Source organism: Azospirillum sp. UENF 312511 (assembly GCF_058780635.1).
Genome location: NZ_JBSNCG010000003.1, coordinates 2,498,730 through 2,521,824, shown reverse-complemented (window position 1 = coordinate 2,521,824; position 23,095 = coordinate 2,498,730). Strand labels below are relative to the sequence as shown.

Here is a 23,095-nt window from a genome sequence, read left to right as displayed (position 1 = left end):
ATCGGCGGAAGGCGCTTCAAGGCGGTGAAAAGCGCGGTGGCGCTGGCCGCCGGCGGGCTGATCGCGTCCTTTCTGACGGCGCTGCCGGCGGCAGCCCAGGAAGCGCCCGCCCAGACGGGGACAACCCAGACGGCGGCGGCCCCACCCCCCGTCTTCCAGAACTCGGGCGAGCGCACGATCCGCGCCCTGGAGGCGCTCGCCAGCAAGGGCAGCCCCCGCGCCCAGTATGAGCTGGCCATGCGCTACGAGGTCGGCAAAGGCGTGAACCGGGACGAGCGGATGGCCCTCTCCCTCTATTGCCGGGCGGCCCGCCAGGACTACGCCGAGGCGGCCTACCGCGCCGGGCGCATGCACATGGCCGGGCGTGGCGCGGTGTCGAAGGACGAGGAGCTTGGCCGCTCCTGGCTGCGCCGCGCCGCCCAGTTGGGCAATGAGGACGCGACCCGGATGGTCAAGCCGGTCAGCACCTCGGGCAAGAGCGCGGCGGGGAAGGCTCCCGACCGCTGCGAACCGCCGAGCGTGCGCTGGGGCGTGATCCGCATGCCGCCCAAGGAAATCCGCGCCATGGTCACCAAGATGGCCCCCAGCTACGGGCTCGACCCCGATCTGGTGCTGGCGGTGATCGCCGTGGAGTCCGGCTACCGCGTGGATGTGGTGTCGGAAAAGAACGCCATGGGGCTGATGCAGCTGATCCCGGAGACGGCGGAGCGCTTCGGCGTGACCAAGCCCTTCGACCCCGAGCAGAACCTGCGCGGCGGCATGAAGTATCTGCGCTGGCTGCTGGCCTATTTCGACGGCAACGTGACGCTGGCGCTGGCCGGCTACAACGCGGGCGAAGGGGCCGTGGTCCAGTACAAGGGCGTTCCGCCCTACCGCGAGACGCAGGATTACGTGGTCAAGGTCCACAGCGTCTACCCGCGCCGCGTCCATCCTCACGACCCCGGCGTGGTGCGCTCCGCCGGTCTGCCCGCCGCCAAGCAGGAGGAGGTCGCCGAGTTGAGCGTCTCGCGTTCCGGCGGCACTTCGAAGCGCTGAGGCCGAAACGAGGACCCAAAACGACGACGGCCCGCCGAAAGGCGGGCCGTGGATCGTTGATGCCGGAAAGGATGGCGTCCCCTAGGGGATTCGAACCCCTGTTACCGCCGTGAGAGGGCGGTGTCCTAGGCCTCTAGACGAAGGGGACCTTCATCGGGCGATGCTCGGTTGCCAGCCGAACGAAAGTGGCGTCCCCTAGGGGATTCGAACCCCTGTTACCGCCGTGAGAGGGCGGTGTCCTAGGCCTCTAGACGAAGGGGACAGTCTTTCGTCGTCTGACGACGTGGCGTCGTCGGCGTGGCGGGTTTTTAGCGAACCCACCCTGCCCGATCAAGCCTTTTCTGACAGATCTTTGGCGATTTTCAGAAAAGAGTTCACGACGGCCTGCGGCGTGTCGAAGGCGGTGACCAGACGCAGCAGATCGCCCTCCCAACGGTAGAAGCGGTAGCCCGCCGCCTCCAGCCCGTCGGCCACCGCTGCGGGCAGGCGCACGAAGATCTCGTTGGCCTCCACCGGATGGGCCAGTTCCGCCCCCGGCAGCGCGGCGAGGCCTTGCGACAGCCGGTCGGCCATGGCGTTGGCGTGGCGGGCCAGCCGCAGCCACAGGTCATCGGCCAGCCAGGCGTCGAGCTGCGCCGACAGGAAGCGGCCCTTGGACACCAGATGCCCGGCCCGCTTGCGCAGGAACCCGAAATCCTCGGCAAGCGCCGGGTTGAAGAACACCACCGCCTCCGCGGCGAGGCAGCCGCCTTTGGTGCCGCCGAGCGACAGCACGTCGACCCCGGCCTTCCAGGTCACCTCCGCCGGGGCGCAGCCAAGCCGGGCCACCGCGTTGGCGAAGCGGGCGCCGTCCATGTGCACCGCCATGCCGTGGGCGTGGGCGACGTCGGACAGGGCCGCCACCTCCTGCGGTCGGTAGACCGTGCCGGCCTCCGTCGCCTGGGTCAGGCTGAGGGCGGCGGGCTGCACCCGGTGGACCACGCCGATGCCCGCACCGCCGAGCGCCGCGGTCAGCGCGGCGGGGGTCAGCTTGCCGCCCTCCCCGGCCAGCGGCACCAGCTTGGCCCCGCCGGTGGCCATCTCCGGCGCACCGCACTCGTCGACGTGGATGTGGCTTTCCTGGTGGCAGTAGACCGCGCCGTAGGGCGGGACCAGGGCCGACAGGGCCAGCGCGTTGGCCGCCGTCCCGGTGGCGACCGGAAACACCGTCACCTCGGCCTCGAAGAGGGCCGACAGGCGCCGGGTGACGCTGGCGGTCAGCGGGTCCTGCCCATAGGGATCGGCGGACCCGATCGCGGCCGCGGCCAGGGCGTTGACCACCTCCGGCGCGGCGCCGGCCACATTGTCGCTGCGGAAGTCGTACACAAAGGCGTCGGTCATGGCGCGGCTCCGGCGGTAACGGTCACGGCGATGGCGCCGGTGCGCGGGTCCATCACATAGAGGCGGTCCGCGGCGTCCGGTATGGTGACGCGGAAGACGACGCGGTTGCCCACCGCCACCGGCTCGCCCAGGCGCGCGCCCGCCGGCAGGCCCAGCACAACCTCCTCCGTCCGGCCGGCGGCGGCGGTTGCCCGCTCGGCATCCATGGCGGCCCGGCGCTCCGGATCGTTGATGCGCTTGTAGAGTTCGACGCCGAGGAACGCGAAGCCGGCGATGATCATCACGCCCATGATGACGATGAGTGCCTTGAGGAACTGCACGGTTTGGGGTCCACTCTCGCGCGAATGTGAGGAGTTTTGCCGAACGATGCCCGAACGCACCGAATTCGACGACGATGAGGACGAATACACCGGAACGCAGGATGGCGAAACCGGCGAAGGCACGCGGCAGCGCTGGAGCGTTCCCGACGATGCCGGCGGCCATCGGCTCGACAAGGCCCTGGCTTCGGGGCTTCCCGGCCTGTCGCGGTCGCGTGTGCAGGCGCTGCTGGAGAAGGGTTGCGTGCAGGACGGCACCGGGCGGACGGTCACGGACCCGTCGATGAAGGTCAAGCCCGGACAAACTTTCGACGTTTTCATCCCCGAAGCTGAACCTGCACAGCCCGAGGCCCAGGACATACCCCTGGACGTGGTCTATGAGGATGAGGACGTGTTGGTGATCGACAAGCCCGCGGGCATGGTGGTCCACCCCGCCGCCGGCAATCCGGACGGCACGCTGGTCAATGCCCTGCTCGCCCATTGCGGCGACAGCCTGTCGGGGATCGGCGGCGTGCGGCGTCCGGGCATCGTCCACCGGCTCGACAAGGACACCAGCGGCCTGATGGTCGTCGCCAAGAACGACCGCGCGCACCACGCGCTGACGGAGCAATTCTCCGGCCGCACGCTCAGCCGCACTTACCAGGCGCTCGTCTGGGGCGTCCCCTCCCCCCGCGAGGGGCGGATCGAGGGCAACATCGGGCGCAGCAGCAGCGACCGCAAGAAGATGGCCGTGGTCACCGGCGGCGGGAAGCACGCCGCTACCCGTTACCGCGTCGTCCGCTCCTTCGGCACGGCGCTGGCGCTGGTCGAATGCACGCTGGAGACCGGGCGCACCCACCAGATCCGCGTGCACATGGCGCACCTCGGCCACCCCATCGTGGGCGACCCGCTCTATGGCAAGGGGCGTGCCGGACGCGCCGGCGGCAAGCACGCCTCAGCCCTGCCGGAACCCGATCGCGAGCGGTTTGTTGGCTTTCCACGGCAGGCGTTGCACGCTGTGGGATTGACCTTCCGCCATCCCGCAACAGGGGAGACGGTCCGCTTCCAGGCGCCGCTACCCACGGATATTAAAGATTTGTCAGATTTCTTAGAATCCCTGTAATCCACTATACCCGCGCGCAGAAGTCGGTTATTCTTCGCGTCAACAGCCACCAACGCTCACGCTTGCATCCGGGACCATCCCCGGCGGATCGAACGGGCAAGCGTACGGCGAGGCGGCGCAGAACAGTGAACGGCCGTGTGCCCGTCAGAAGGCACGAACAACAGCCGTCGGAGAGGGTCCAACATGGCGACGACATCCAGCGTTCCGGTCATCAGTTCCGAAAGCAACCTCTCGCGCTACCTCCAGGAAATCCGCAAGTTCCCCATGCTCGCGGCGGAGGAGGAGTACATGCTGGCCAAGCGCTGGCAGGAGATCGAGGATTCGGACGCCGCGCACAAGCTGGTGACCAGCCATCTGCGGCTCGTGGCGAAGATCGCCATGGGCTACCGCGGCTACGGCCTGCCGCTGTCGGAGCTGATCTCCGAGGGCAACGTGGGCATGATGCAGGCGGTGAAGCGGTTCGACCCCGACCGCGGTTTCCGGCTGGCGACCTACGCCATGTGGTGGATTCGCGCCGCCATCCAGGAATACATCCTGCACAGCTGGTCGCTGGTGAAGATGGGCACCACGGCGGCCCAGAAGAAGCTGTTTTTCAACCTGCGCCGCCTGAAGGGCCAGATGCAGGCCATCGAGGAGGGCGACATGTCGCCCGAGCAGGTGCGCCACGTCGCCACGACCCTCGACGTGCCGGAGCAGGACGTCGTCAACATGAACCGCCGCCTGGGCGCACCCGACCATTCGCTGAACGCGCCGCTGCGCGCCGACAGCGAGGGCGAGTGGCAGGACTGGCTGGTCGACGAGACGGCGAACCAGGAAATCTCGCTCGCCGAGAACGAGGAGCTGGGCAAGCGGCGCAAGCTGCTGACCGCCGCCATGGAGAACCTGAACGAGCGCGAGCGCGACATCCTGGTGGAGCGCCGCCTGCGCGACAACCCCACCACGCTGGAGGATCTGTCGCAGAAGTACGGCATCAGCCGCGAGCGCGTCCGCCAGATCGAGGTGCGCGCCTTCGAGAAGCTCCAGAAGGCCATCCGCAACGCCGCGGTGGAGCAGAAGCTGGCTGGGTGATTAACCCTCTCCCCTCTGGGGAGAGGGTGGCCCGAAGGGCCGGTGAGGGGGATGGGCGTGGCGGTACGTCCGGCACAAGCACATCCCCCTCACCCTAACCCTCTCCCCGGAGGGGAGAGGGGACATTGTATGAAGTCGCCGCCCTCACGCCCCCGCGGGTTCGGCCAGTTGATCCTGCTCGTCCGGCGAGAGGCTGCCGGCCTCGTCGAACAGGTCGCCGGCGACCTCCGGTCCCCATTCCTGGACGAGGCCGACCTTCACGTCCTTCAGGGCGCTGACCCGCTTTTCGGCGCGCATCACCTCGAAATTCGCCACCATCGGCGGGATGCCGAAATAGAGCGCCCAGCCGACTGCCGCCGCGCCGTACATCACCAGCCAAGCCAGCGGATCCATGAAGATCTTGCCGGCGGCGCCGATGGTGTGGTTGTGCTTCCACAGCTCGATGGCGTAGGGCATGCAGCCGCAGAAATTCAGCCCGCCGACGGTGATCGGCGCCGATTTCTCCGGGTCGCGGTCGGTGACGTAGGCGACGATGGTCGGGATCATGCCGATGCCGAACAGGATCGAGGTGGGCAGCACCACCAGACCCGCCGGGATGATCAGCAGGATCAGCGTCAGCATGCTGCCCTTGCGCTTCTTCTTCTTTCCGCCGCTCTTGCCGCCGCGCGCCATGGGTGCCACCCGATCCTTGGTTTGAAGGCCGCCGTCAGAAGGCGAAGAAGAGGATGATGCCGCCGACCAGAAGGGTCGACAGCAGGCTCGACACGATGGCCGCCACCTGCCGGCCGGACGATTCGATGATGCTGTTCCGGTCGCCGATGCTCTGCCGCAGTTTGTTGATCTCGGCGTCGGCCTCGCGGTAGGCGATCTGGGCGGCTTCGAACTCCAGCTTGTCGCGGCGCAGCGCCTCCGGATCGTCGACGATCTTCAGCAGGTCGCCGAGGCGCCCGTTGTGGGCCGCGGAGTCGGCCAGCTTGCGCACATTGTCCTGGTGCGGCCGGCTGTGGAAGCGGCGGAAGGCCGGGTCGAGCAGCGAGACCACCCAGGCGGCGAGGTGCGACAGCCCGTCGGTGCCGGTGCGCGCCTGCACGTCGGCCAGGATGGTCAGCATGGCGATCACCCGGCGCATCGGCTCGATGCTGGAGCCGAGCTGGGTGTAGAGCATCTCGTCGGTCCGCCGGTGCCGCACCGCCAGGAAGGCGGCGACGTGGCGGTCGATGGGGTCCTTGTGCCGCTCGCTCCCTGCTCCCATCCAGTCAAGCGCGCGCAGCAGCTCCGCCGGATTGGTCGGCATCTGCTTGGCGATCAGCGGGCTGATGCAGGGCATGGTGGGGTTCATCTCGTAGAGCACGCGCTCCACCCCCAGACCGTGGCCCGTGCGGTCCAGCAGACCGCGGACCTGATCGAAGTTCTGCACCATCGGCACGAACTCCGGCTTGAAGTCGCTCTGCACGCTCACCCAGAACATGGGAAGCTGGTTGGCCAGGACCTCGGCCGACGGCTGCGGCGACTCGCCGCGCAGGAAGGCTTCGGCCAGCATGGTGCCGATGCCGTCGGGCATCATCGCCTTGCCGCGGTAGCGGATGGGTGCGCCGGGGTCCAGCGCCATGCAGACGCGCGACACCAGCCGTTCGGCCATGCTGCCGCCCTTGCCGGTGGTCGAGGCGGTCTGCACCGCGTTCGCCACCGCTTCGGCCCGCGCGTCGTCGCCCATGGAGCGGCGCAGCCACTTGTCCAGCTCGCCGCCCTCGATGACCGTGGCGGCGGGCGCCACATGGCGGGCGAAGGCACGGGCCAGCGTCCGGCAATGCCAGTAATCCTGTCCCTGGAACTCCAGCGGACGGGCGGCGCGGCGCGGCACCTGCGGCTGCTTCGGGCTGAGGCGGCGCCCGGCGACCCAGAGGTCGAGGTCCTGAAGCGTCCAGCGCTGCTTGGGATCGTCCACCAGCAGGCCGCGGATCACCTCGCTGATGGCCAGCGGCAGGCGCATCTGGCCGACCAGCGCCGGGTAGGACCCGCGCTCGATCTTGGCCTGGAGGATCGCCTCGTCCTCCGCCGCCCCCACGGGGTTGCGCCCCAGCAGCAGGAGCAGCAGCGTGACGCCCAGCGAATAGAGGTCGTCGGCCATGGTGCCGGTGCCGCGCCCGGCCGGCGAGGCCATGCCGCGCTCCACCGTCTCCAGCAGGACCGTCTGGCCGTAGCCCGGCGGGGTGGACAGGCATTCGCCCAGCATCAGGCTGCTGGAGGCCAGATCGCGGTAATAGAGGTTGGTCGGGCGGATCGCCCCATGGACCACGCCGCGGCTCGACAGCTCCTTCAGTGCCGCGACCAGCGGGTGGATGATCTGCCGGGTCAGATGATCTTCGGGGATCGGGTCCGTGGCCTCGGTCAGGCTGTTCATCAACCGCTTGCCCGCCGGACGCTCGAAGATCATGCAGAGGCGGCGCCCCTGGCTCGCCGGCCAGTCCACCATGCCCCAGTCGAGCAGGCGCATGTGGGCTTGGTTGTCGAGGCTGGCAATGGTGGCGGCGATGTCGGTGCGGGCCAGCGTGGCGCCGTGGCCGATGATGGCGAAGGCTTCGGACCGCTTGTCACGCAGCGGCTTGGCCGTGTAGGCGTTGCCGCCGATGGCGTTGAGAGCGGCGAGCGGCGCGCTGGGGTGGATTTCGTACCGCTCGGCCAGCTTGACCGGCTCGGCGTTCGCCATCATCCGATCCGCGGCGGCTGCGGTCATGGCATCGGATGGCATGGCGTTCGAATCCCCGGAGCCTGCGAGCGTGTGCCAGCCTTAGTCGCTCGAAAAGGGCAAACAAATTGTTAACGCGGGGAAAGTGGTCGCGTCGGGCCCCCTCCCCGACCCTCCCCCGCTGACGCGGGAGAGGGAGATCGGTCCCCTCCCTCACCAAAGGTGGGGGAGGGTTAGGGAGGGGGTCCGAGGCCTAAACTTTCACATCAATCCTGGAACGGGTCGTTCATCAGGATGGTGTCGTCGCGCTCCGGGCTGGTGGACAGCAGGGCCACCGGGGCCTGGATCAGCTCTTCCACATGACGGACGTACTTCACCGCCTGGGCCGGCAGCTCCGCCCAAGAGCGGGCGCCCTGGGTGCTGTCCTTCCAACCCTCGAAGGTCTCGTAGATCGGCTCGACGCGGGCCTGGGCACCGGCGTTGGCCGGGAAGTAATCCAGTTCCTGCCCGTCCAGACGGTAGCCGACGCACACCTTGATCTCGTCGAAGCCGTCCAGCACGTCCAGCTTGGTCATGGCGATGCCGTCGATGCCGCCGGTCTTCACAGCCTGGCGCACCATCACGGCGTCGAACCAGCCGCAACGGCGCTTGCGGCCGGTGACCACGCCGAACTCCTTGCCACGCTGGCCGATCAGCTCGCCGACGTCGTCGAACAGCTCGGTCGGGAACGGGCCGGAACCGACGCGGGTCGTGTAGGCCTTGCAGATGCCCAGCACATAGCCGACGGCGCGCGGGCCCATGCCGCTGCCGGCGGCGGCGTTGCCGGCCACCGTGTTGGAGGAGGTGACGTACGGATAGGTGCCGTGGTCGATGTCGAGCATCTGGCCCTGGGCGCCTTCGAACAGGATGCGCTTGCCGGCGCGGCGCAGCTCGTCCAGCGTCTTCCAGACGACCGACGCGTAGGGCAGCACCTGCGGGGTGATCTCGCGCAGCGGGTCCAGGATGTCGGCCGGGGTCATCTCCGGCGCGCCCAGGCCGCGGAGCAGCAGGTTGTGGTGGGCCAGCAGGGCGTCCACCTTCTCCTTCAGCACCGCCTCGTCGCCGAGGTCGCAGAGGCGGATGGCCCGGCGGGCCACCTTGTCCTCATAGGCCGGGCCGATGCCGCGGCCGGTCGTGCCGATCTTGCCGGCGCCGCGGGCCTCCTCGCGCGCCTTGTCGAGCGCGCTGTGGACCGGGAGGATCAGCGGAACGTTCTCGGCGACCTGGAGCGTGGCGGGGGACACGTCCACGCCCTGGCTCTTGATCGCCGTCACTTCGCGGATGAAGGCCCAGGGGTCGAAGACGACGCCGTTGCCGATGATCGACAGCTTGTTCGGCCGAACCACGCCCGAAGGCAGCAGGCTCAACTTGTACGTCACGCCGTTGATCACCAGCGTGTGGCCGGCGTTGTGACCGCCCTGGAAGCGCACCACCACGTCGGCCCGGCTGGACAGCCAGTCGACGATCTTGCCCTTGCCCTCGTCGCCCCACTGGGCGCCGACCACCGCCACGTTGGCCATGTGTGTCTCCGCAAAAAAAGAAGGCAGAAAGAAAACGTTGCCCATGCAAAGGCATCCCCCGACCTTGCGGGGGAAGCCTCATCGTGAAGTCTCAAGTCAGCGGCGTGACCGTGCCGCCGTCCAGACGGTGACCGCAGTCCAGCCGTCGGGCCTCCGCCGCCGCGTCCGCCACGGGGGCCAGCCCCGCCACGGTGACCCAGCCCTCGGCGCGCAGCTTGCCCGCTGCGGCCCAGGAGGTGCCATGCGGCACATAAACGCGCTTGGCCGGCTCCGGCGCCGGAACGGCGCGCAGGAGCGTGTCCATGTAGAGGGTGAAGCCGGTCCCCGGCTCGCCCTCCTCCTCCACGCCCGGACGCACCCCGGCGCGGTAGCGCCCCCCCGCCCCCAGCTCGCCGCGCACGTCGCGCGCGAACAGGGTGAAGCTGAGGCCGGTCTGGTATTCGAAGCCGCGGTGCTCCACCAGATCGACGGTGATCGTCAGATCGGGGCGCGCGGCGCGCAGCAGGCGCAGGGCGTCGGTCAGGCGGCGCCGGTCCTTCTCCGCCGTCTCCGGCAGGGGCAGCGCCGACAGAACCTCCATGGCGCGCTCCGCCGGGCCGGAGGCGGCCATCAGCGTTTGCAGCAGCGAGGCCGCCGGACCGCCGACCGCGCTCACCGCCGCGGCGTCCTTCTTGTCCAGCGCCTCGCGCAGGCGGGCGGTCTCCTCCTCGCCGAGCCCGAGGCCGCGGCAGACGCGCGCCACCATGGTCGGAACGCAGAGGTCCACCGACAGGTGCCGCACCCCCACCCCTTCCAGGGCATGAGCGGCCAGCAGGATCACCTCGGCGTCCGCCTCGGCTTCCAGCGGACCGATCAGCTCGACGCCGACCTGGGTGATCTGCCGCTCCGGGCGGAGCTGCGAGCCCTTCACGCGCAGCACCGGCCCGGCGTAGCACAGCCGCACCGGGCGGGCGCCGTTCTTCAGGCGGGTGGTGGCGATGCGCACGATCTGCGGGGTGATGTCCGCGCGCACGGCCATCATGCGCTGCGACAGCGGGTCCATCAGCCGGAAGGTCTGCTTCGCCATGGCGGCGCCGGAGCCGGACAGCAGATTGTCCTCAAACTCGACCAGCGGCGGCTCGACGCGCTCGTAGCCGTGGGCGGTGAAGTCCGCCAGCAGGCGCGCCACCGCCGCCGCTTCGTGCGCCGCTTCGGGCGGCAGCACGTCGTGCAGGCCGGCGGGCAACAGGGCGGAGCTCAGGGAATCAGCGGGCATGGCCTGCGTCGTCTCGTCGAATGGGTGGCAAACCGTCGGCATGGCGAGAGCCCGCACGTCCGGTGGGCATGCGGTGCTCGGGCATACGGAGCGGGTCAATACCCCACCCCGCCTTCCTCATGCAAACGGAAAAGCCCCGCGGCCCATGCCCGTCTCCCCTGCGCCGACGACAGGCGCCCGTTCGGCGCGGTTCGAAACATGAATGCATTCCAATCTAATCTTTGTTGAGTTTGATGCGAAATCTCCGGCATCCTGTGTACGAACCGTGCCGGCAGCAGCGGGGCAATGGCACCATGGCACGCGCGTCCGCCAGCTACGAAGTGCAGATTTACGCCCAGGACCACTGGGTCCTGGAGGGCCGCTTCGACACCGAGGCGGAGGCGCTGGTCTTCGGCCGCAAGGCGCTGTCCGGCGGCAAGGTCGAGGGCATGCGGGTGGTGCGCGACTGGCGGCGCCCGGACGGCCGCCATGTCGAGACGGAAGTCCATGTGGAGTTCCGTCAGGTCTCCCGCACGGTGGCCGCCTCCCCCATCGACGAGGCGCCGGCGCTCTGCCTCACGCTCGACCATTGCTACGGCGTGCAGAGCCGGATGGCGATGAACCGCGTCCTGCGCAATTACGTGGAGCGCGCGGTGGTCACCCCGACCGAAGTGCTGCACAACCACGCGGAACTGGCGCGGCTTCTCAACACCGACAACCTCGTGCCCACCGCCGTCGGGCGGGTCGCAGCACTCCAGGCGGAGAAGGCCGGGACGGACGGGCGCGGGCGACGCGACGCGCTGAACCTGCTGATGCACGAACTGACCGACCGGGCGCGCGTCGCCGCCGCGCGCAAGGACCTGCCGGCCATCGCCGCCACCGGCTTCCGCCCCATGTTCGACCGGCTGGATTCGAGCCTGCCGGCGGCGGAGCGCGACTTCCTCGCCTGCGTGGTCCTGTCGCGCGAGCTGGTGCAGATGCGCAACTGGCTGGCCAAGCTGGACTTCCTGGGGGAACTGGCGCGGGAGGGCGGGACCGCGGCCGACCGCCCGCTGGGGCTGCTCGACGGGGTGATCGCCGACGTCCTGGGCGCCCCCTCCGTCGCACAGGAGCTTCTGGGCGTCCAGGGCAGCCTCGCGGAAGCGCTGTGCAACCTGATCGACCTGTCGCGGGGCCGCCTGTCCCCGGCCAAACGGGCGGAGGATGATCGTGCCGTCCAACTGAACGAGCTTCTCGCCTTCCACGACCTCGACCAGACGCGGCTGGTTATCCTGGATCTGGTGCGCCGGCAACTGAAGGGCACGCAGCCGCTCTACCGCTCCGACCCCTCGCTGGAGATGGACGCCTTCCAGGAGATCCTGAAGCGCACGCTCGGCCCCGACGGGCCGGCCGGGGGCGGTCCGATGGCCGAGGCGCTGGTCCTGCGCTACCTGCGCTTCCTGGAGGGCGGCGGGGCGCCGGGCCGCAAGCAGGCCATCACGGAGGTGGCCGGCCGCATCCCCGACGCGCGGGACCGGGTGCGCTTCCTGCTGGCGCTGGCCGACTCCGACCTCGGCCATGGGCACGCCGGGGACATCGCCCGGCTGCTGCACGCGCTGACCGGCAACCCGGCGGGCTATGGCCGCTTCATCCACCCCCGCCTGCCGCCGCGCGACAATCTGGAAGCGCTGACCCTGCTCTATTGCCAAGCCGCCGACTCGGCGCTTCCGGAGGATGCGCGGACCCGCCTGACCAGCGATCTCGACGCGCTTCTGGTGGCCTACATCACCGAGGACCGGGTGGTGGAGCGGCTGGACGATCCCGGCGATGCGCTGCGGCTGCGCGCGAACCGTCTGCTGCAGGTCTGCGCGCCGGGAATCCTGCGCAGCCGGCGGGCCCTGGAGATGGTCCGGCGCCGCGTGGTCGAGCATCTTCGCCAACCGCAATTCGACCGGAAATACGTGGAGGACCTGCCCGACGCGGCGGCGCAGCAGCGCGCCCTGCGGGAGTTCTACCGCATGTTGGGAGAAGCCGGTTTCGTGTGAACCTCGGACGGTCCGACCGCCCCGATGCCGATGGACAGCACCCGCCCCTTTGGATAATCAGCGCATTACATCGGGAAAGACGGGGGCCGCCATCGGCCTCCGCGGCGACGAAGGGCACAGCCTTGGGCAATGGCGTCGGCAATGGAATTGCGCTGGGACCGGTCTTCCACATCATCGGCATCCTTCTGACCATCCTGGGGCTCGGCATGCTGGTGCCGGCGCTGGCCGACGCCGCCGTGGGCAACAGCGACTGGACGGCCTTCGTCGGCTCCAGCGCGGCGACGCTGGCGGTCAGCGGCGGCATGGTGCTGGCGACGTCGAGCAAGGAGCACGCGCGCTTCACCGTGAAGCAGCATTTCCTGCTGACCACGCTGTCCTGGTGCGTCCTGGCGACCTTCGGCGCCCTGCCCTTCATGATCTCCGCCGCCCGCCTGTCCTTCACCGACGCCTATTACGAGGCGATGTCGGGCCTCTCCACCACCGGGGGCACGGTGATCGTCGGGCTGGACGACGCCCCGCCGGGGGTCCTGCTGTGGCGCTCGCTGCTGAACTGGTTCGGCGGGGTCGGCATCATCGTCATGGCGATCGCGGTGCTGCCCATCCTGCGGGTCGGCGGCATGCAGCTCTTCCGCACCGAGTTCCTCCGACAAGGGCGACAAGCCCTTCGCCACGGTGCAGGACACCGCCGGCGCCATCGCCATGATCTATCTGGCGCTGACCATCTTGTCGGCGGTGGCCTATCATCTGGCCGGCATGACGTGGTTCGACGCGATCAACCACGCCATGGCTTCCATCGCCACCGGCGGCTTCTCGACCAAGGACGCCTCGCTCGGCTGGTTCGACTCCCACGCGGTGCTGTGGGTGGCGACCGTTTCGATGATCTGCGGGGCCTTGCCGCTGACTTGGTACATCCGCCTGCTGCGCGGCCAGCGCAACGCGCCGCTCTCCGGCGACAGCCAGGTGAACGCGCTGCTGGCGATCCTGCTGGTGGCCGGGGGCGCCATGACGGTGTGGGCCTTCACGGTGGTCGGCCTGCCCTTCCGGGACGCGCTGAGCCATTCGGCGGTGAACGTCACCTCGATCATCACCGGGACCGGCTTCGTCTCCACCGACTATTCGACCTGGGGCAGCTTCGCCGTCGTCGCCTTTTTCTTCTTCTACTTCATCGGCGGCTGCACCGGATCGACGGCGGGGTCGATCAAGGTCTTCCGCTGGCAGGTGCTGGCCTTGTCGATGCTGAACCAGATGCAGCGGATGCTGAAGCCGAACCGCGTGCTGGTCCCGCTCTACCAGGGCAAGGTGCTGGACGAGGATGTGGTCGGCTCGGTCATCAACCTCGCCTTCGCCTTCATGGCGGCCTTCGGCATCCTGTCGCTCCTGGTCGCCGCAATGGGCGTGGACTACCTGAGCGCGGCCAGCGCCGTCGCCTCCGCACTGGCGAACGCCGGGCCGGGGCTGGGGCCGGTGGTCGGCCCGGCGGGCACCATGGCCCCCATGCCCGACGCCGCGAAATGGGTGCTGAGCTTCGCCATGCTGTTGGGTCGGCTGGAGGTCTTCACCGTGCTGGTGCTGATCCTGCCGAGCTTCTGGCGGGATTGACCGGGCCATGAAAATGGCCGCGCAGAAACGACTCAGCCGCGCAGCCTGTCCAGAATCTGTTGGCTGTGATTCACCCCACCAAAGAAGACGGCGAGAATCCTGACCTCGACCACCCCCTCATCGATTTGGAAATAGAAGATGAAATTTCGACTGGTGACGGTGCGGATGCCGGATCGAATTTCCGGATGCTCGGTGCCACGATGCGGATGGGCCTCGAAGGTCCGCATGTAGGAAAGGGCGTCGCCGATCCGCACGGCGGCCCGTTCCATCGCGCGCTCCCCATCGTCACCCAGGTCTCGATAAGCCTGAACGAAATGATCCTCGATCAGGTCGAGGTCTCGGGTAACGGATGCCGCACGGCGGACCTTATAGAGCCGCACGCGCACGCCTCTTGCGCTCCAGCATCGCCCGGGTTTCCGCTTCGCCGGCATCAAGATCGACGAATGCACCGGCGCGGCGCTGGTCGATCAGGATCCGCAGCGCTTCGATCTCGGCGTTGCTTCTCTCGGTGTCGCGCCGAAGCATGTCGAGACCGCGCTGGAGCACCGCGCTGAGGCTTGGATACTGCCCGGTCTCGACAAGGCTGCGTGCGAAGGCTTCCTGTTCGTCGGTCAGCGAGATCGAGGTCTTCACGGTCATGCGTTGCCCTCCCTCACCAACCAAGTACTACCCAGTAGCACCAACGTCAAGGTTCAGCGCCCGAAGGTCTCCGCCTTGATCGTGGCGAAGGCCCAGTCGAGCCAGGGCAGGACCGCCTCCATGTCCTCGTTCTCCACCGTGGCACCGCCCCACAGGCGCAGGCCCGGAGGGGCGTCGCGGTAGGAGCCGGCGTCGAAGGCGGCCTCCTCCTTCTCCAGAAGTGCCGCGAGCTTCTTGGCGAAGTCGGCCTGGGCCTCCGGCGTCAGGGCGGTCACCTCGGGGTCGGTGAAGCGCAGGCAGATCGAGGTGCAGGAGCGCGTCGCTGGATCGTCCCCCAGGAAGCCGGCCCAGGTCGAGGCCGCCACCCACTCCGAGACGATGCGCAGGTTCTGCTCCGACCGGCGGATGAGCTGGGTCAGGCCGCCGACCGACAGCGACCAGCGCAGCCCGTCGATGGCGTCCTCCACACAGAGCATGGACGGCGTGTTGATGGTATCGCCGACGAAGATGCCCTCGATCAGCTTGCCGCCATTGGTCAGGCGGAAAATCTTGGGCAACGGGCGGTCGGGCTGGAAGCTCTCCAGCCGCGCCACGGCGCGCGGGCTGAGCACCAGCATGCCATGCGCGGCCTCGCCGCCCAGCACCTTCTGCCAGGACCAGGTGGCGACGTCGATCTTGCTCCAGGGAATGTCCATGGCGAAGGCGGCAGAGGTCGCGTCGCAGATCGACAGACCCTCGCGGTCCGCCGGAATCCAGTTGCCGTCCGGCACCCGCACGCCCGACGTCGTGCCGTTCCAGGTGAACACCACGTCGCGGCTGAAGTCGGCCTGCGACAGGTCCGGCAGCGCGCCGTAGGGGGCCTGGATGGTCCGCACGTCGGACAGGCGGAGCTGCTTGGTGACGTCGGTCACCCACTCCTTGCCGAAACTCTCCCAGGCCACCATGTCCACGCCCCGCTCACCGAGCAGGTTCCACAGCGCCATCTCCACCGCCCCGGTGTCGGAGGCCGGAACGATGCCGATGCGGTAGTCGCCGGGGATCGCCAGCACGGCGCGGGTGAGGTCGATGACCTCCTTCAGCTTCGCCTTGCCCGGCTTCGAGCGGTGGGAGCGGCCGAGCAGCGCGCCGTCCAGGGCGTCCAGCGACCAGCCGGGCCGCTTGGCGCAGGGGCCGGAGGAAAACAGCGGGTTCGACGGCCGGCGGGCGGGCTTCATGGACACTCTACTCCCCGGAACATGGGATTGCGGTATGGCCGGGGACGATAGGAGGTGCGCGGGAGCCCGTCAATCAGCCGCTCACGCGCAGCAGCGTCGCCTGGATGTGCCGCGTGCCCGCCGCGTCGCAGATGTAATAGCAGACCGCCACCCGCCCGTCCGCCAGCACGGTCGCCCAGGGATAGCCGACGTCGGGTGACGGCGCGTCGGCGCGGACGATGATCTCCGGCGCGCTTTCCAGCGTCTCCCGCCGGCTGTCCCAGACGCGGGCGCGCACGCCATAGGGCTGGTGGCGGTAGCCGTAGACGACGAACAGCCGCCCGTCCGGCAGCGGGCAGGCGTCGTAGGGATGCCCGATGACCGCGCTCTCGATCCAGGGCGCCCAGCTCTCCCCGAGATCGTGGGAGACGGAGGTGGCGAGGCGGTCGCCCAGCCCGGTGGTGCGGTGGAAGGCGACCAGTTGCCCGTCCGCGGTCAGGTGCAGGGCGGTCTCGCAGAAGCCGGCCCGTCCCGCCGGATCGCGCGCGATAGTGCTGCGCAGCGCCCAGCTTTCCCCCTGGTCGCGGGAGGCGAACAGGTAGCTGGTGTAGGGGCCGCCGGTGTAGGTCGCCATCAGCAGCGTGCCGTCCGGCGCCTCCACCGCCCGGCCGCGCACGGCGCCGCCAAGCATCGGGCGCAGGCCGGGCAGGATCGGCCCCTGGTCCGGCAACTCCGGCAGGTAGCGGTGCGCCGACCAGTGCCGCCCGCCATCGTCGCTGACGCGGGTGCTGCCGCCCCAGAACAGGAAGAAGGTGCCCGACGTCTCGGCGTTGCCCAGCAGGTGGACGCCCTTCTCGCGCAGCCGCAGGCCGTGGCGCGCCGACATCGGGTACCAGCCGAAGCTGCCAAGGACGATCCGCCCCGAGCGCAGAACCAGAAGGCTGGGGTCCTGATCGCCCGCCTCCGGGTCGGTGGGCAGCGGCTGCGGCGCGCCCTCCGGCTCGAAATCCGGGGTGAAGCGCTGGATCACGAGGTGGGAGCGCGAGTCCACATGGTCGACGCTGGTGAAGTCGCCGTTGCCCTCCGCCGGCTCCCCATGCAGCCAGCGGTGATCGCGAGCACGCCGGAAGGCCACCAGCACGCCACCGTCGGCCAGCGTCGCCGCGGACGGGAAGGACGCGTAGAAGCGCCGGTCGCTGTAGACGACGCGATGCGAAAGAATGTCGAGCATACCCCTGGAATCCACCTCGCGCCCGCGGCATTGGGGACGCCCGGCCACTGTCCGTTTGCCGCAATGAAGGATTCCTTTACGGTGCGCGTGATCCCTTGCTAGTCACACGCTTTCCGCAGCCCCGCCCGGCGAAGGTCATGACCGAAGTGAGCACCGAAACGGCCGCCCCCGCGAACATCCCCTACGGCCGCCACCGCGACCGCAACGACCTGTCGCAGGTGCTGCCGCTGACCACCCCCTTCTCGTTGCTGATCGACCCGTCGAACGGCTGCAACTTCCGCTGCGTCTTCTGCGCCACCGGCAACCCGGAGCTGCTGAAGGAAGTCGGCCGGCCGCGCGGCGCCATGAAGTTCGACCTGTTCCGCAAGATCGCCGACGACATCGCCGAATTCGACGCCCCGATCAAGTCCGTCCATCTCTACAAGGACGGCGAGCCGCTGGTGAACACGCGGATCGAACACATGGTCCACCTTTTGAAATCGCGCGGCCTGGCCCGCCACGTTGAGATGACCAGCAACGGCTCCCTGCTGACGCCGGAGCGGGCGGACGCCCTGCTGGCCGCCGGGCTGGACGCCATGCGCGTCTCCGTCTACGGCGCCAGCGACGCCATGTACAAGCGGGTCACCCAGCGCTTCGACCGCTTCCAGACCATTGTGGACAACGTGGCCTATCTTTACCGCCGCAAGACGGAGCTGGGCCGCGACTTCCACCTCCACTGCAAGATCATCAACGTGGAGCTGACGGAGGAGGAGCGGCAGAGCTTCATCGACACCTTCACGCCGATCGCCGACAGCCTGTTCGTCCATCCCCTGCACGGCGAAGCGCTGGCCGAGGAGAGCGCCTTCGCCGCCGCCCCCGACACCGCCCGCAAGGTCTGCTCCGAGCCCTTCCTGAAGCTGGCCATCAACTTCAATGGCGAGGTGTCGGTTTGCTGCGCCGACTGGCGCATGGGCACCATCGTCGGCAACGTCGTCGAGGAGTCGCTGCGCGACATCTGGAACGGCGAGCGGCTGCGCGATTTCCGGCTGAAGCATCTGGAGGGCCGCCGCGACGAGATCGAGGCCTGCCGCGGCTGCTCCTACGTCCAGACCCTGCCCGCCGACAACAACCTGGACGGCTTCGCCGCGGACCTCATCGCCAAGTACCGGGCCTGAGCGCCCGCTCAAGGCCAGCCTTCAGAGCCCGCCTTCAGGGCCAGCGCTTCGCGCGCAACGGCACCGCGCCGGAGCCCTCCCCCGCCGCTGTCCCGGAATCCTGCGAATCCGCTTCCCGAGCCCCCGATTCGAGCGGTCCCGTCTCCAGCGGCCGGTCGGACAGCAGGTCCTTGATCGGCACGCCGAGGATCTCCTCCTGGTTGCGCTCCGCCTGCTCCAGCAGCTGGGCCGTGCGGTCCTGCCAGGGCAGCTCCAGCCCGCCCAGCCCGCGGACGGAGCCGCGCAGGCCGATGCCCAGCGCCTTCATCAGGTCGTAGAGCGTGGCCTCGCTGAGGTCGCGGGTGACGACCCAGGCGTTGTGCGTGGTGTGGGCCACCCAATGGGCGTCGCGAAGCTGCTCCAGGATGCCGTCGATCAGCACCGTGCCGACCGGCACGCGCCCGACCAGCGTCCGCCGCCGCAAGCCGACGCCCAGCCGCGTGCCCTCCAGAAGCTCGTGCAGGACGGCCAGCGCCAGACCCAGCCGCTGGGCGGGCAGCAGCCCCTCCGGCCCGCCGCGGGTGATCTTGCCGGCCCGCCATTCGGGCAGCGAGGCGGTGATGACCGCGCCGAACAGCACCGTCGACCAGGCGATGTAGAGCCAGAACAGGAAGATCGGCACGGTCGCCAGCGCGCCGTAGATGGTCTGGTAGGCCGGGAACTCCTTCATGTACATGGCGAAGCCCGCCTTGGACGTCTCCAGCAGCAGCGAGGCGACCGCCCCGCCGCAGGCGGCGTCCATCCAGCCGACGTCCCGGTTCGGAATGATGACGTAGAGCAGCGTGCAGCCGACGAGCTGCAGCATGAAGGGCAGGATCGCCCCGATCCCCACCAGCGGGTCGGCGAAGCCCTCCAGATGGGCGAACTGGAGCACCGCCCACAGGGTGCTGGACAGCGACAGGCTGGCGCCGGCGAACAGCGGGCTCAGCGACACCACCGCCCAGAAGGACAGGATGCGGGTGACGTAGGAGCGCGGCTCCCGCACCCGCCAGACGGTGGCGAAGGACCCTTCGATGGTCCAGATCAGCAGAACGGCGGACATCGCCAGCCCGACGATGCCGAACACCGGCATCTGCCCGGCGTTGGCCATGAAGGCCGCCAGATATTGCAGGATGGCGTCGCTGTTCTCCGGCACGAGGTTCTTGAACAGCAGCGTCTGGATGCGCGACTGCAGCGCGTTGAAGGCGGGAAAGGCCGAAAAGATCGCGAAGCCGATGGTCATCAGCGGCACCAGCGCCAGCAGCGAGGTGTAGGTCAGCGAGGCCGCGGTCTGGAAGCAGTTGTCGTTGTAGAAGCGCATGGAGGAATAGGCGATGAAGCCGCCGATTTCCCGAATGCGCACAAAGGGGTTCCACGCCCCTTTCGAAGTGCCTTCGGTTTCAGCCACAGGACGCCTCCCGCCTTGGTTTGACCGGGCCGGTCTTTCGTGTAGGATGCGGCCCACTTTTCAAAGCATACTCTGGATGCACGAGGTACGGATGTCCAACCCGAAGCCGCTCATGGACGGCAAGCGCGGCCTGATCATGGGCGTGGCGAACGATCGGTCGATCGCCTGGGGAATTGCCTCCACGCTGGCGCAGCATGGCGCCGAACTGGCCTTCACCTATCAGGGTGATGCGCTGCTGAAGCGTGTGAAGCCGCTGGCCGAGCAGGTCAACGCCCCGCTGCTGCTGCCCTGCGACGTCACCGACGAGGCCAGCGTCGACGCGACCTTCGCCGCCATCGAGAAGGAATGGGGCAAGCTGGACTTCCTGGTTCATGCGATCGCTTTTTCCGACAAGAACGAGCTGGACGGCCTCTACCTCGACACGACGCGGGCCAACTTCCTGCGCACGATGGACATCTCCTGCTACTCCTTCACCGCGGTGGCGCAGCGCGCCGTCCCGCTGATGAAGGACGGCGGCAGCCTCCTCACTCTCTCCTACTACGGCGCCGAGCGCGTGATGCCCCACTACAACGTGATGGGTGTCGCCAAGGCCGCGCTGGAGGCGAGCGTGCGTTACCTGGCGGTCGATTTGGGCGGTCGGGACATCCGCGTCAATGCCATCTCCGCCGGTCCGATCAAGACGCTGGCCGCCAGCGGCATCGGTGACTTCCGCTACATTCTGAAGTGGAACGAGTTGAACGCCCCGCTGAAGCGCAACGTCACCATCGGCGAGGTCGGCGGCGCCGGCCTGTTCCTGCTGAGCGATCTCGGCACCGGCGTGACCGGCGAGGTCATGCACGTCGACTCAGGCTACCACACCGTCGGCATGGTCGCGGTGGACGCGGCGGCCGAGGTGTCGCAGCTTCTGGGGTCGCTGGGCGGCGCAGGCAAGCCCGCCTGATCCCAGGCCTATGGCAACGGCGGGCGCGTCCGGCTCGTTCCGGAACGCCCGCCGGAAACGCCCTTACCCCATTTGAGACATTTTTTACCGAACGTCGTATTACTTACTTTTGCGCGCCGCAGCATACCGCTATTCTTCACACATACGGAAGGTTGCGGAAGGTGACGGTCGGATGCGTGCACGGCGTCAATCGGATTCGGTGTCCCCAATTCTGGAGCAAATTCTCTACGGCGGCTCCAGCGTCTCGATGAATTTGATCACCATCACCCGCGAGATTCCCGAAGAAAACCGCTTGTTCCGTGCCCGTGGGTTGAACAAGGCCATTCTCTTCAAGTATCCGAATTTCGACGAAGACGCCGACGACTACGCCAACCCCATCGCCGACGAGGATGAGGACGGCGACGCCGCATCGCGGCCGGTCGAAACCGGCATCTACATTCCGCACAGCGTCGAACACACCGAAGCGGGCGGCCTCGCCATTTATCTGCGCGCCCGCAACAGCAACATCCTTCTGGCCGAACAGTTCGGCATCGGCGAGGCCAACAGCGAGGCCGCGGCCGCGGACCTGCGCACCCTCACCCTGATCGACAGCGTGCCGTCGCTGGACGCCTTCCTGCTGAAGGCGTGCTTCGAAGGTGAAAAGGTCCCGGTGGACAAGCGTCACTGGGCGATCAGCGACACCGAGGACCAGCAGCTCCGCCGCCTGATCCGGGCGCGCATCGAGCCCATCGTGCGCAAGGCCATCGACGGCGGCGGCAACGGCGCCCAGAGCATCGAACGCTTTCTGGAGGCGATCTGGAATCCGGAGCTTGAAGAGGCTGGCCTGTTCGTCTCGGCCTTCGGCATCGACCGCAGCGAAGCGGACCAGATCTTCAGCGCCTGGAAGGGCACGACTTTCTACGAGTACCAGCTTCGCCGCATTGCGCCGCGGGCGCGGATCATCCTGAACTGGCTGAAGTCGCGGGAATGCATCCCGGTCGACATCCGCATGCACAAGCCCTATGAGACCCAGCTTCTGATGCACATCGAAAAGGTGGGCAAGCTGCTGGAAACCACGCTGCTGGACATTCGGCAGATTCTCGCCGATTACGAGGCGAGCTTCTCCGCCTTCATGGCCGGCCAGCCGGAGCCCTTCCGCGACTATCTGCGCAAGATCCGCTCCCATTACTGGCTTCTCGGCTACTGCGTCTCCGCCTTGACCAGCGTGTCCCACCTGGACGCCCGCTGCATGAAGAACAACCCGCAGCGCAAGCTCTACTTCGAAGCCACGCACAAGCTGCTGCGTCAGTTCGAGGTGGCACTCGATCGCCGGCGCGAGCAGAAGGGCGCTTTTTAAGCCCCTCGCGCTTGACGCGCCGGCCGAAACGCCGCAAGAAACGCGCTCCACCGTACAATGTACGGCAACATCGCGTCGCATCGGGGGTCCTCGCCATGGCCGGCAACAGCTTCGGAACGCTTTTCCGCTTCACCACCTGGGGCGAGAGCCATGGGCCGGCGATTGGCGTGGTGGTGGACGGCTGCCCGTCGCTGCTCTCCCTGACCGAGGCGGACATCCAGCCCTGGCTCGACAAGCGCCGCCCCGGCCAGTCGCGCTACACCACGCAGCGCCAGGAGCCCGATCAGGTCAGGATCCTGTCCGGCGTGTTCGAAGGGCAGACCACCGGCACGCCGGTCTCGCTGATGATCGAGAACACCGACCAGCGGTCCAAGGACTACAGCGAGATCGCGTCCAAGTTCCGGCCCGGCCACGCCGACTACACCTACTGGAAGAAGTACGGCATCCGCGATTACCGCGGCGGCGGGCGCTCCTCGGCGCGCGAGACGGCCTGCCGCGTGGCGGCGGGTGCCGTGGCGCGCAAGGTGCTGGGCGACGGCGTGACCGTCCGCGGCGCGCTGGTGCAGATCGGCCCGCACAAGGTGGACCGCAGCCGCTGGGACTGGACTGAGGTCGACAACAACCCCTTCTTCTGCCCCGACCCGCAGGCCGCGGCCGAATGGGCCGACTATCTGGACGGCATCCGCAAGAGCGGCTCCTCCATCGGCGCGGTGGTCGAGCTGGTGGCCTCCGGCCTGCCCGCCGGGCTGGGCGATCCGCTCTACGACAAGCTGGACGGCGATCTCGCCCGCGCCATGATGACGATCAACGCCGTCAAGGGCGTGGAGATCGGCAACGGCTTCGAGGCCGCCACCCTGACCGGCGAGCAGAATGCCGACGAGATGCGTTCCGGACCCGACGGCGAGCCGGAGTTCCGGTCCAACCTTGCCGGCGGCATCCTGGGCGGCATCTCCACCGGTCAGGACGTCGTGGTGCGCTTCGCCGTGAAGCCGACCAGCTCCATCCTCACCCCGCGCCAGACGGTCGATCTGCAGGGCAAGGACACCGACATCCTGACCAAGGGCCGACACGACCCCTGCGTCGGCATCCGCGCCGTCCCGGTCGGCGAGGCGATGATGGCCTGCGTTCTGGCCGACCATCTGCTGCGCCACCGCGCCTACGCGCGGGGCTGA

At 68.5% G+C, this 23,095-nt stretch carries 19 protein-coding genes, 2 tRNA genes and 1 pseudogene; 9 read left to right on the top strand and 13 right to left on the bottom strand.

Annotated features, from left to right (window positions below):
- Positions 1–24: 24 nt before the first annotated feature.
- A complete protein-coding gene (locus tag ACWPN7_RS23345; protein WP_459196465.1) occupies positions 25–1,035 on the top strand; it encodes a transglycosylase SLT domain-containing protein in 1,011 nt (336 codons plus the stop codon).
- A 72-nt stretch (positions 1,036–1,107) separates the two neighbouring features.
- Here ACWPN7_RS23345 and ACWPN7_RS23340 read toward each other — a convergent pair.
- From ACWPN7_RS23340 to ACWPN7_RS23325, 4 genes are all read right to left on the bottom strand, one after another.
- Positions 1,108–1,183 (bottom strand) — tRNA-Glu (locus ACWPN7_RS23340).
- 38 nt (positions 1,184–1,221) lie between these two features.
- Positions 1,222–1,297 (bottom strand) — tRNA-Glu (locus ACWPN7_RS23335).
- Positions 1,298–1,365: 68 nt separating this feature from the next.
- Positions 1,366–2,415, bottom strand: a complete 1,050-nt coding sequence (locus ACWPN7_RS23330) for a threonine aldolase family protein (protein WP_459196464.1) — start codon at positions 2,413–2,415, stop codon at positions 1,366–1,368.
- Positions 2,412–2,735 (bottom strand): hypothetical protein, encoded by a 324-nt coding sequence (locus ACWPN7_RS23325; protein ID WP_038527073.1) that lies wholly within the window; start codon positions 2,733–2,735, stop codon positions 2,412–2,414. Before ACWPN7_RS23325 ends, ACWPN7_RS23330 begins: the two co-directional genes overlap by 4 nt.
- 46 nt (positions 2,736–2,781) lie before the next feature.
- On the opposite strand from ACWPN7_RS23325, the gene ACWPN7_RS23320 reads away from it, so the two are divergent.
- Together ACWPN7_RS23320 and rpoH are read left to right on the top strand one after the other, a co-directional pair.
- Positions 2,782–3,834 carry an RluA family pseudouridine synthase gene (locus ACWPN7_RS23320; RefSeq protein ID WP_459196463.1) on the top strand — a complete coding sequence of 351 codons (1,053 nt, stop codon included), beginning with the start codon at positions 2,782–2,784 and terminating at the stop codon, positions 3,832–3,834.
- Positions 3,835–4,017: 183 nt separating this feature from the next.
- Complete coding sequence (gene rpoH, locus ACWPN7_RS23315) at positions 4,018–4,902, top strand: RNA polymerase sigma factor RpoH (protein ID WP_038527068.1); 885 nt, start codon at positions 4,018–4,020, stop codon at positions 4,900–4,902.
- Between the two features lie 144 nt (positions 4,903–5,046).
- Here rpoH and ACWPN7_RS23310 read toward each other — a convergent pair whose 3' ends face one another.
- The 4 genes from ACWPN7_RS23310 to ACWPN7_RS23295 all read right to left on the bottom strand — a co-directional run bounded on the left by ACWPN7_RS23310 (position 5,047) and on the right by ACWPN7_RS23295 (position 10,402).
- A complete protein-coding gene (locus tag ACWPN7_RS23310; RefSeq protein WP_459196462.1) occupies positions 5,047–5,574 on the bottom strand; it encodes a hypothetical protein in 528 nt (175 codons plus the stop codon).
- A gap of 34 nt (positions 5,575–5,608) precedes the next feature.
- Positions 5,609–7,651 carry a serine/threonine-protein kinase gene (locus tag ACWPN7_RS23305; protein WP_081862875.1) on the bottom strand — a complete coding sequence of 681 codons (2,043 nt, stop codon included), beginning with the start codon at positions 7,649–7,651 and terminating at the stop codon, positions 5,609–5,611.
- A gap of 203 nt (positions 7,652–7,854) precedes the next feature.
- Complete coding sequence (locus ACWPN7_RS23300; protein WP_035674818.1) at positions 7,855–9,147, bottom strand: adenylosuccinate synthase; 1,293 nt, start codon at positions 9,145–9,147, stop codon at positions 7,855–7,857.
- Between the two features lie 91 nt (positions 9,148–9,238).
- Positions 9,239–10,402 carry an ATP phosphoribosyltransferase regulatory subunit gene (locus ACWPN7_RS23295; protein WP_035674841.1) on the bottom strand — a complete coding sequence of 388 codons (1,164 nt, stop codon included), beginning with the start codon at positions 10,400–10,402 and terminating at the stop codon, positions 9,239–9,241.
- Between the two features lie 293 nt (positions 10,403–10,695).
- On the opposite strand from ACWPN7_RS23295, the gene ACWPN7_RS23290 reads away from it, so the two are divergent.
- The gene (locus ACWPN7_RS23290; RefSeq protein WP_459196461.1) at positions 10,696–12,405 is read left to right on the top strand and encodes a hypothetical protein; all 1,710 of its coding nucleotides are present in this window, start codon (positions 10,696–10,698) and stop codon (positions 12,403–12,405) included.
- 206 nt (positions 12,406–12,611) lie between these two features.
- Positions 12,612–14,004 (top strand): annotated as a pseudogene (locus tag ACWPN7_RS23285) (TrkH family potassium uptake protein).
- Between the two features lie 32 nt (positions 14,005–14,036).
- On the opposite strand, the gene ACWPN7_RS23280 reads toward ACWPN7_RS23285, so the two are convergent.
- The 4 genes from ACWPN7_RS23280 to ACWPN7_RS23265 all read right to left on the bottom strand — a co-directional run bounded on the left by ACWPN7_RS23280 (position 14,037) and on the right by ACWPN7_RS23265 (position 17,067).
- Positions 14,037–14,384: a hypothetical protein gene (locus ACWPN7_RS23280; RefSeq protein WP_459196459.1), complete on the bottom strand. Its 348-nt coding sequence runs from the start codon at positions 14,382–14,384 to the stop codon at positions 14,037–14,039.
- Complete coding sequence (locus ACWPN7_RS23275) at positions 14,371–14,643, bottom strand: ribbon-helix-helix domain-containing protein (RefSeq protein WP_451992382.1); 273 nt, start codon at positions 14,641–14,643, stop codon at positions 14,371–14,373. Before ACWPN7_RS23275 ends, ACWPN7_RS23280 begins: the two co-directional genes overlap by 14 nt.
- A gap of 53 nt (positions 14,644–14,696) precedes the next feature.
- Complete coding sequence (locus ACWPN7_RS23270) at positions 14,697–15,857, bottom strand: phosphoserine transaminase (RefSeq protein WP_349618657.1); 1,161 nt, start codon at positions 15,855–15,857, stop codon at positions 14,697–14,699.
- A 73-nt stretch (positions 15,858–15,930) separates the two neighbouring features.
- The gene (locus tag ACWPN7_RS23265; RefSeq protein WP_459196458.1) at positions 15,931–17,067 is read right to left on the bottom strand and encodes a sialidase family protein; all 1,137 of its coding nucleotides are present in this window, start codon (positions 17,065–17,067) and stop codon (positions 15,931–15,933) included.
- Positions 17,068–17,204: 137 nt separating this feature from the next.
- On the opposite strand from ACWPN7_RS23265, the gene ACWPN7_RS23260 reads away from it, so the two are divergent.
- Complete coding sequence (locus ACWPN7_RS23260; RefSeq protein WP_456524333.1) at positions 17,205–18,221, top strand: radical SAM/SPASM domain-containing protein; 1,017 nt, start codon at positions 17,205–17,207, stop codon at positions 18,219–18,221.
- A gap of 34 nt (positions 18,222–18,255) precedes the next feature.
- Here ACWPN7_RS23260 and ACWPN7_RS23255 read toward each other — a convergent pair whose 3' ends face one another.
- Complete coding sequence (locus ACWPN7_RS23255) at positions 18,256–19,602, bottom strand: YihY family inner membrane protein (RefSeq protein ID WP_459196457.1); 1,347 nt, start codon at positions 19,600–19,602, stop codon at positions 18,256–18,258.
- A 136-nt stretch (positions 19,603–19,738) separates the two neighbouring features.
- Here ACWPN7_RS23255 and fabI point away from each other — a divergent pair, with 136 nt between their 5' ends.
- From fabI to aroC, 3 genes are all read left to right on the top strand, one after another.
- On the top strand, positions 19,739–20,587 hold the full coding sequence (gene fabI, locus ACWPN7_RS23250) for an enoyl-ACP reductase FabI (RefSeq protein ID WP_014240881.1): 849 nt from the start codon (positions 19,739–19,741) through the stop codon (positions 20,585–20,587).
- 172 nt (positions 20,588–20,759) lie between these two features.
- On the top strand, positions 20,760–21,923 hold the full coding sequence (locus ACWPN7_RS23245) for a hypothetical protein (protein ID WP_038527037.1): 1,164 nt from the start codon (positions 20,760–20,762) through the stop codon (positions 21,921–21,923).
- A gap of 95 nt (positions 21,924–22,018) precedes the next feature.
- Entirely contained in the window at positions 22,019–23,095 is a 1,077-nt protein-coding gene (aroC, locus tag ACWPN7_RS23240; protein ID WP_459196456.1) for a chorismate synthase, read from the top strand.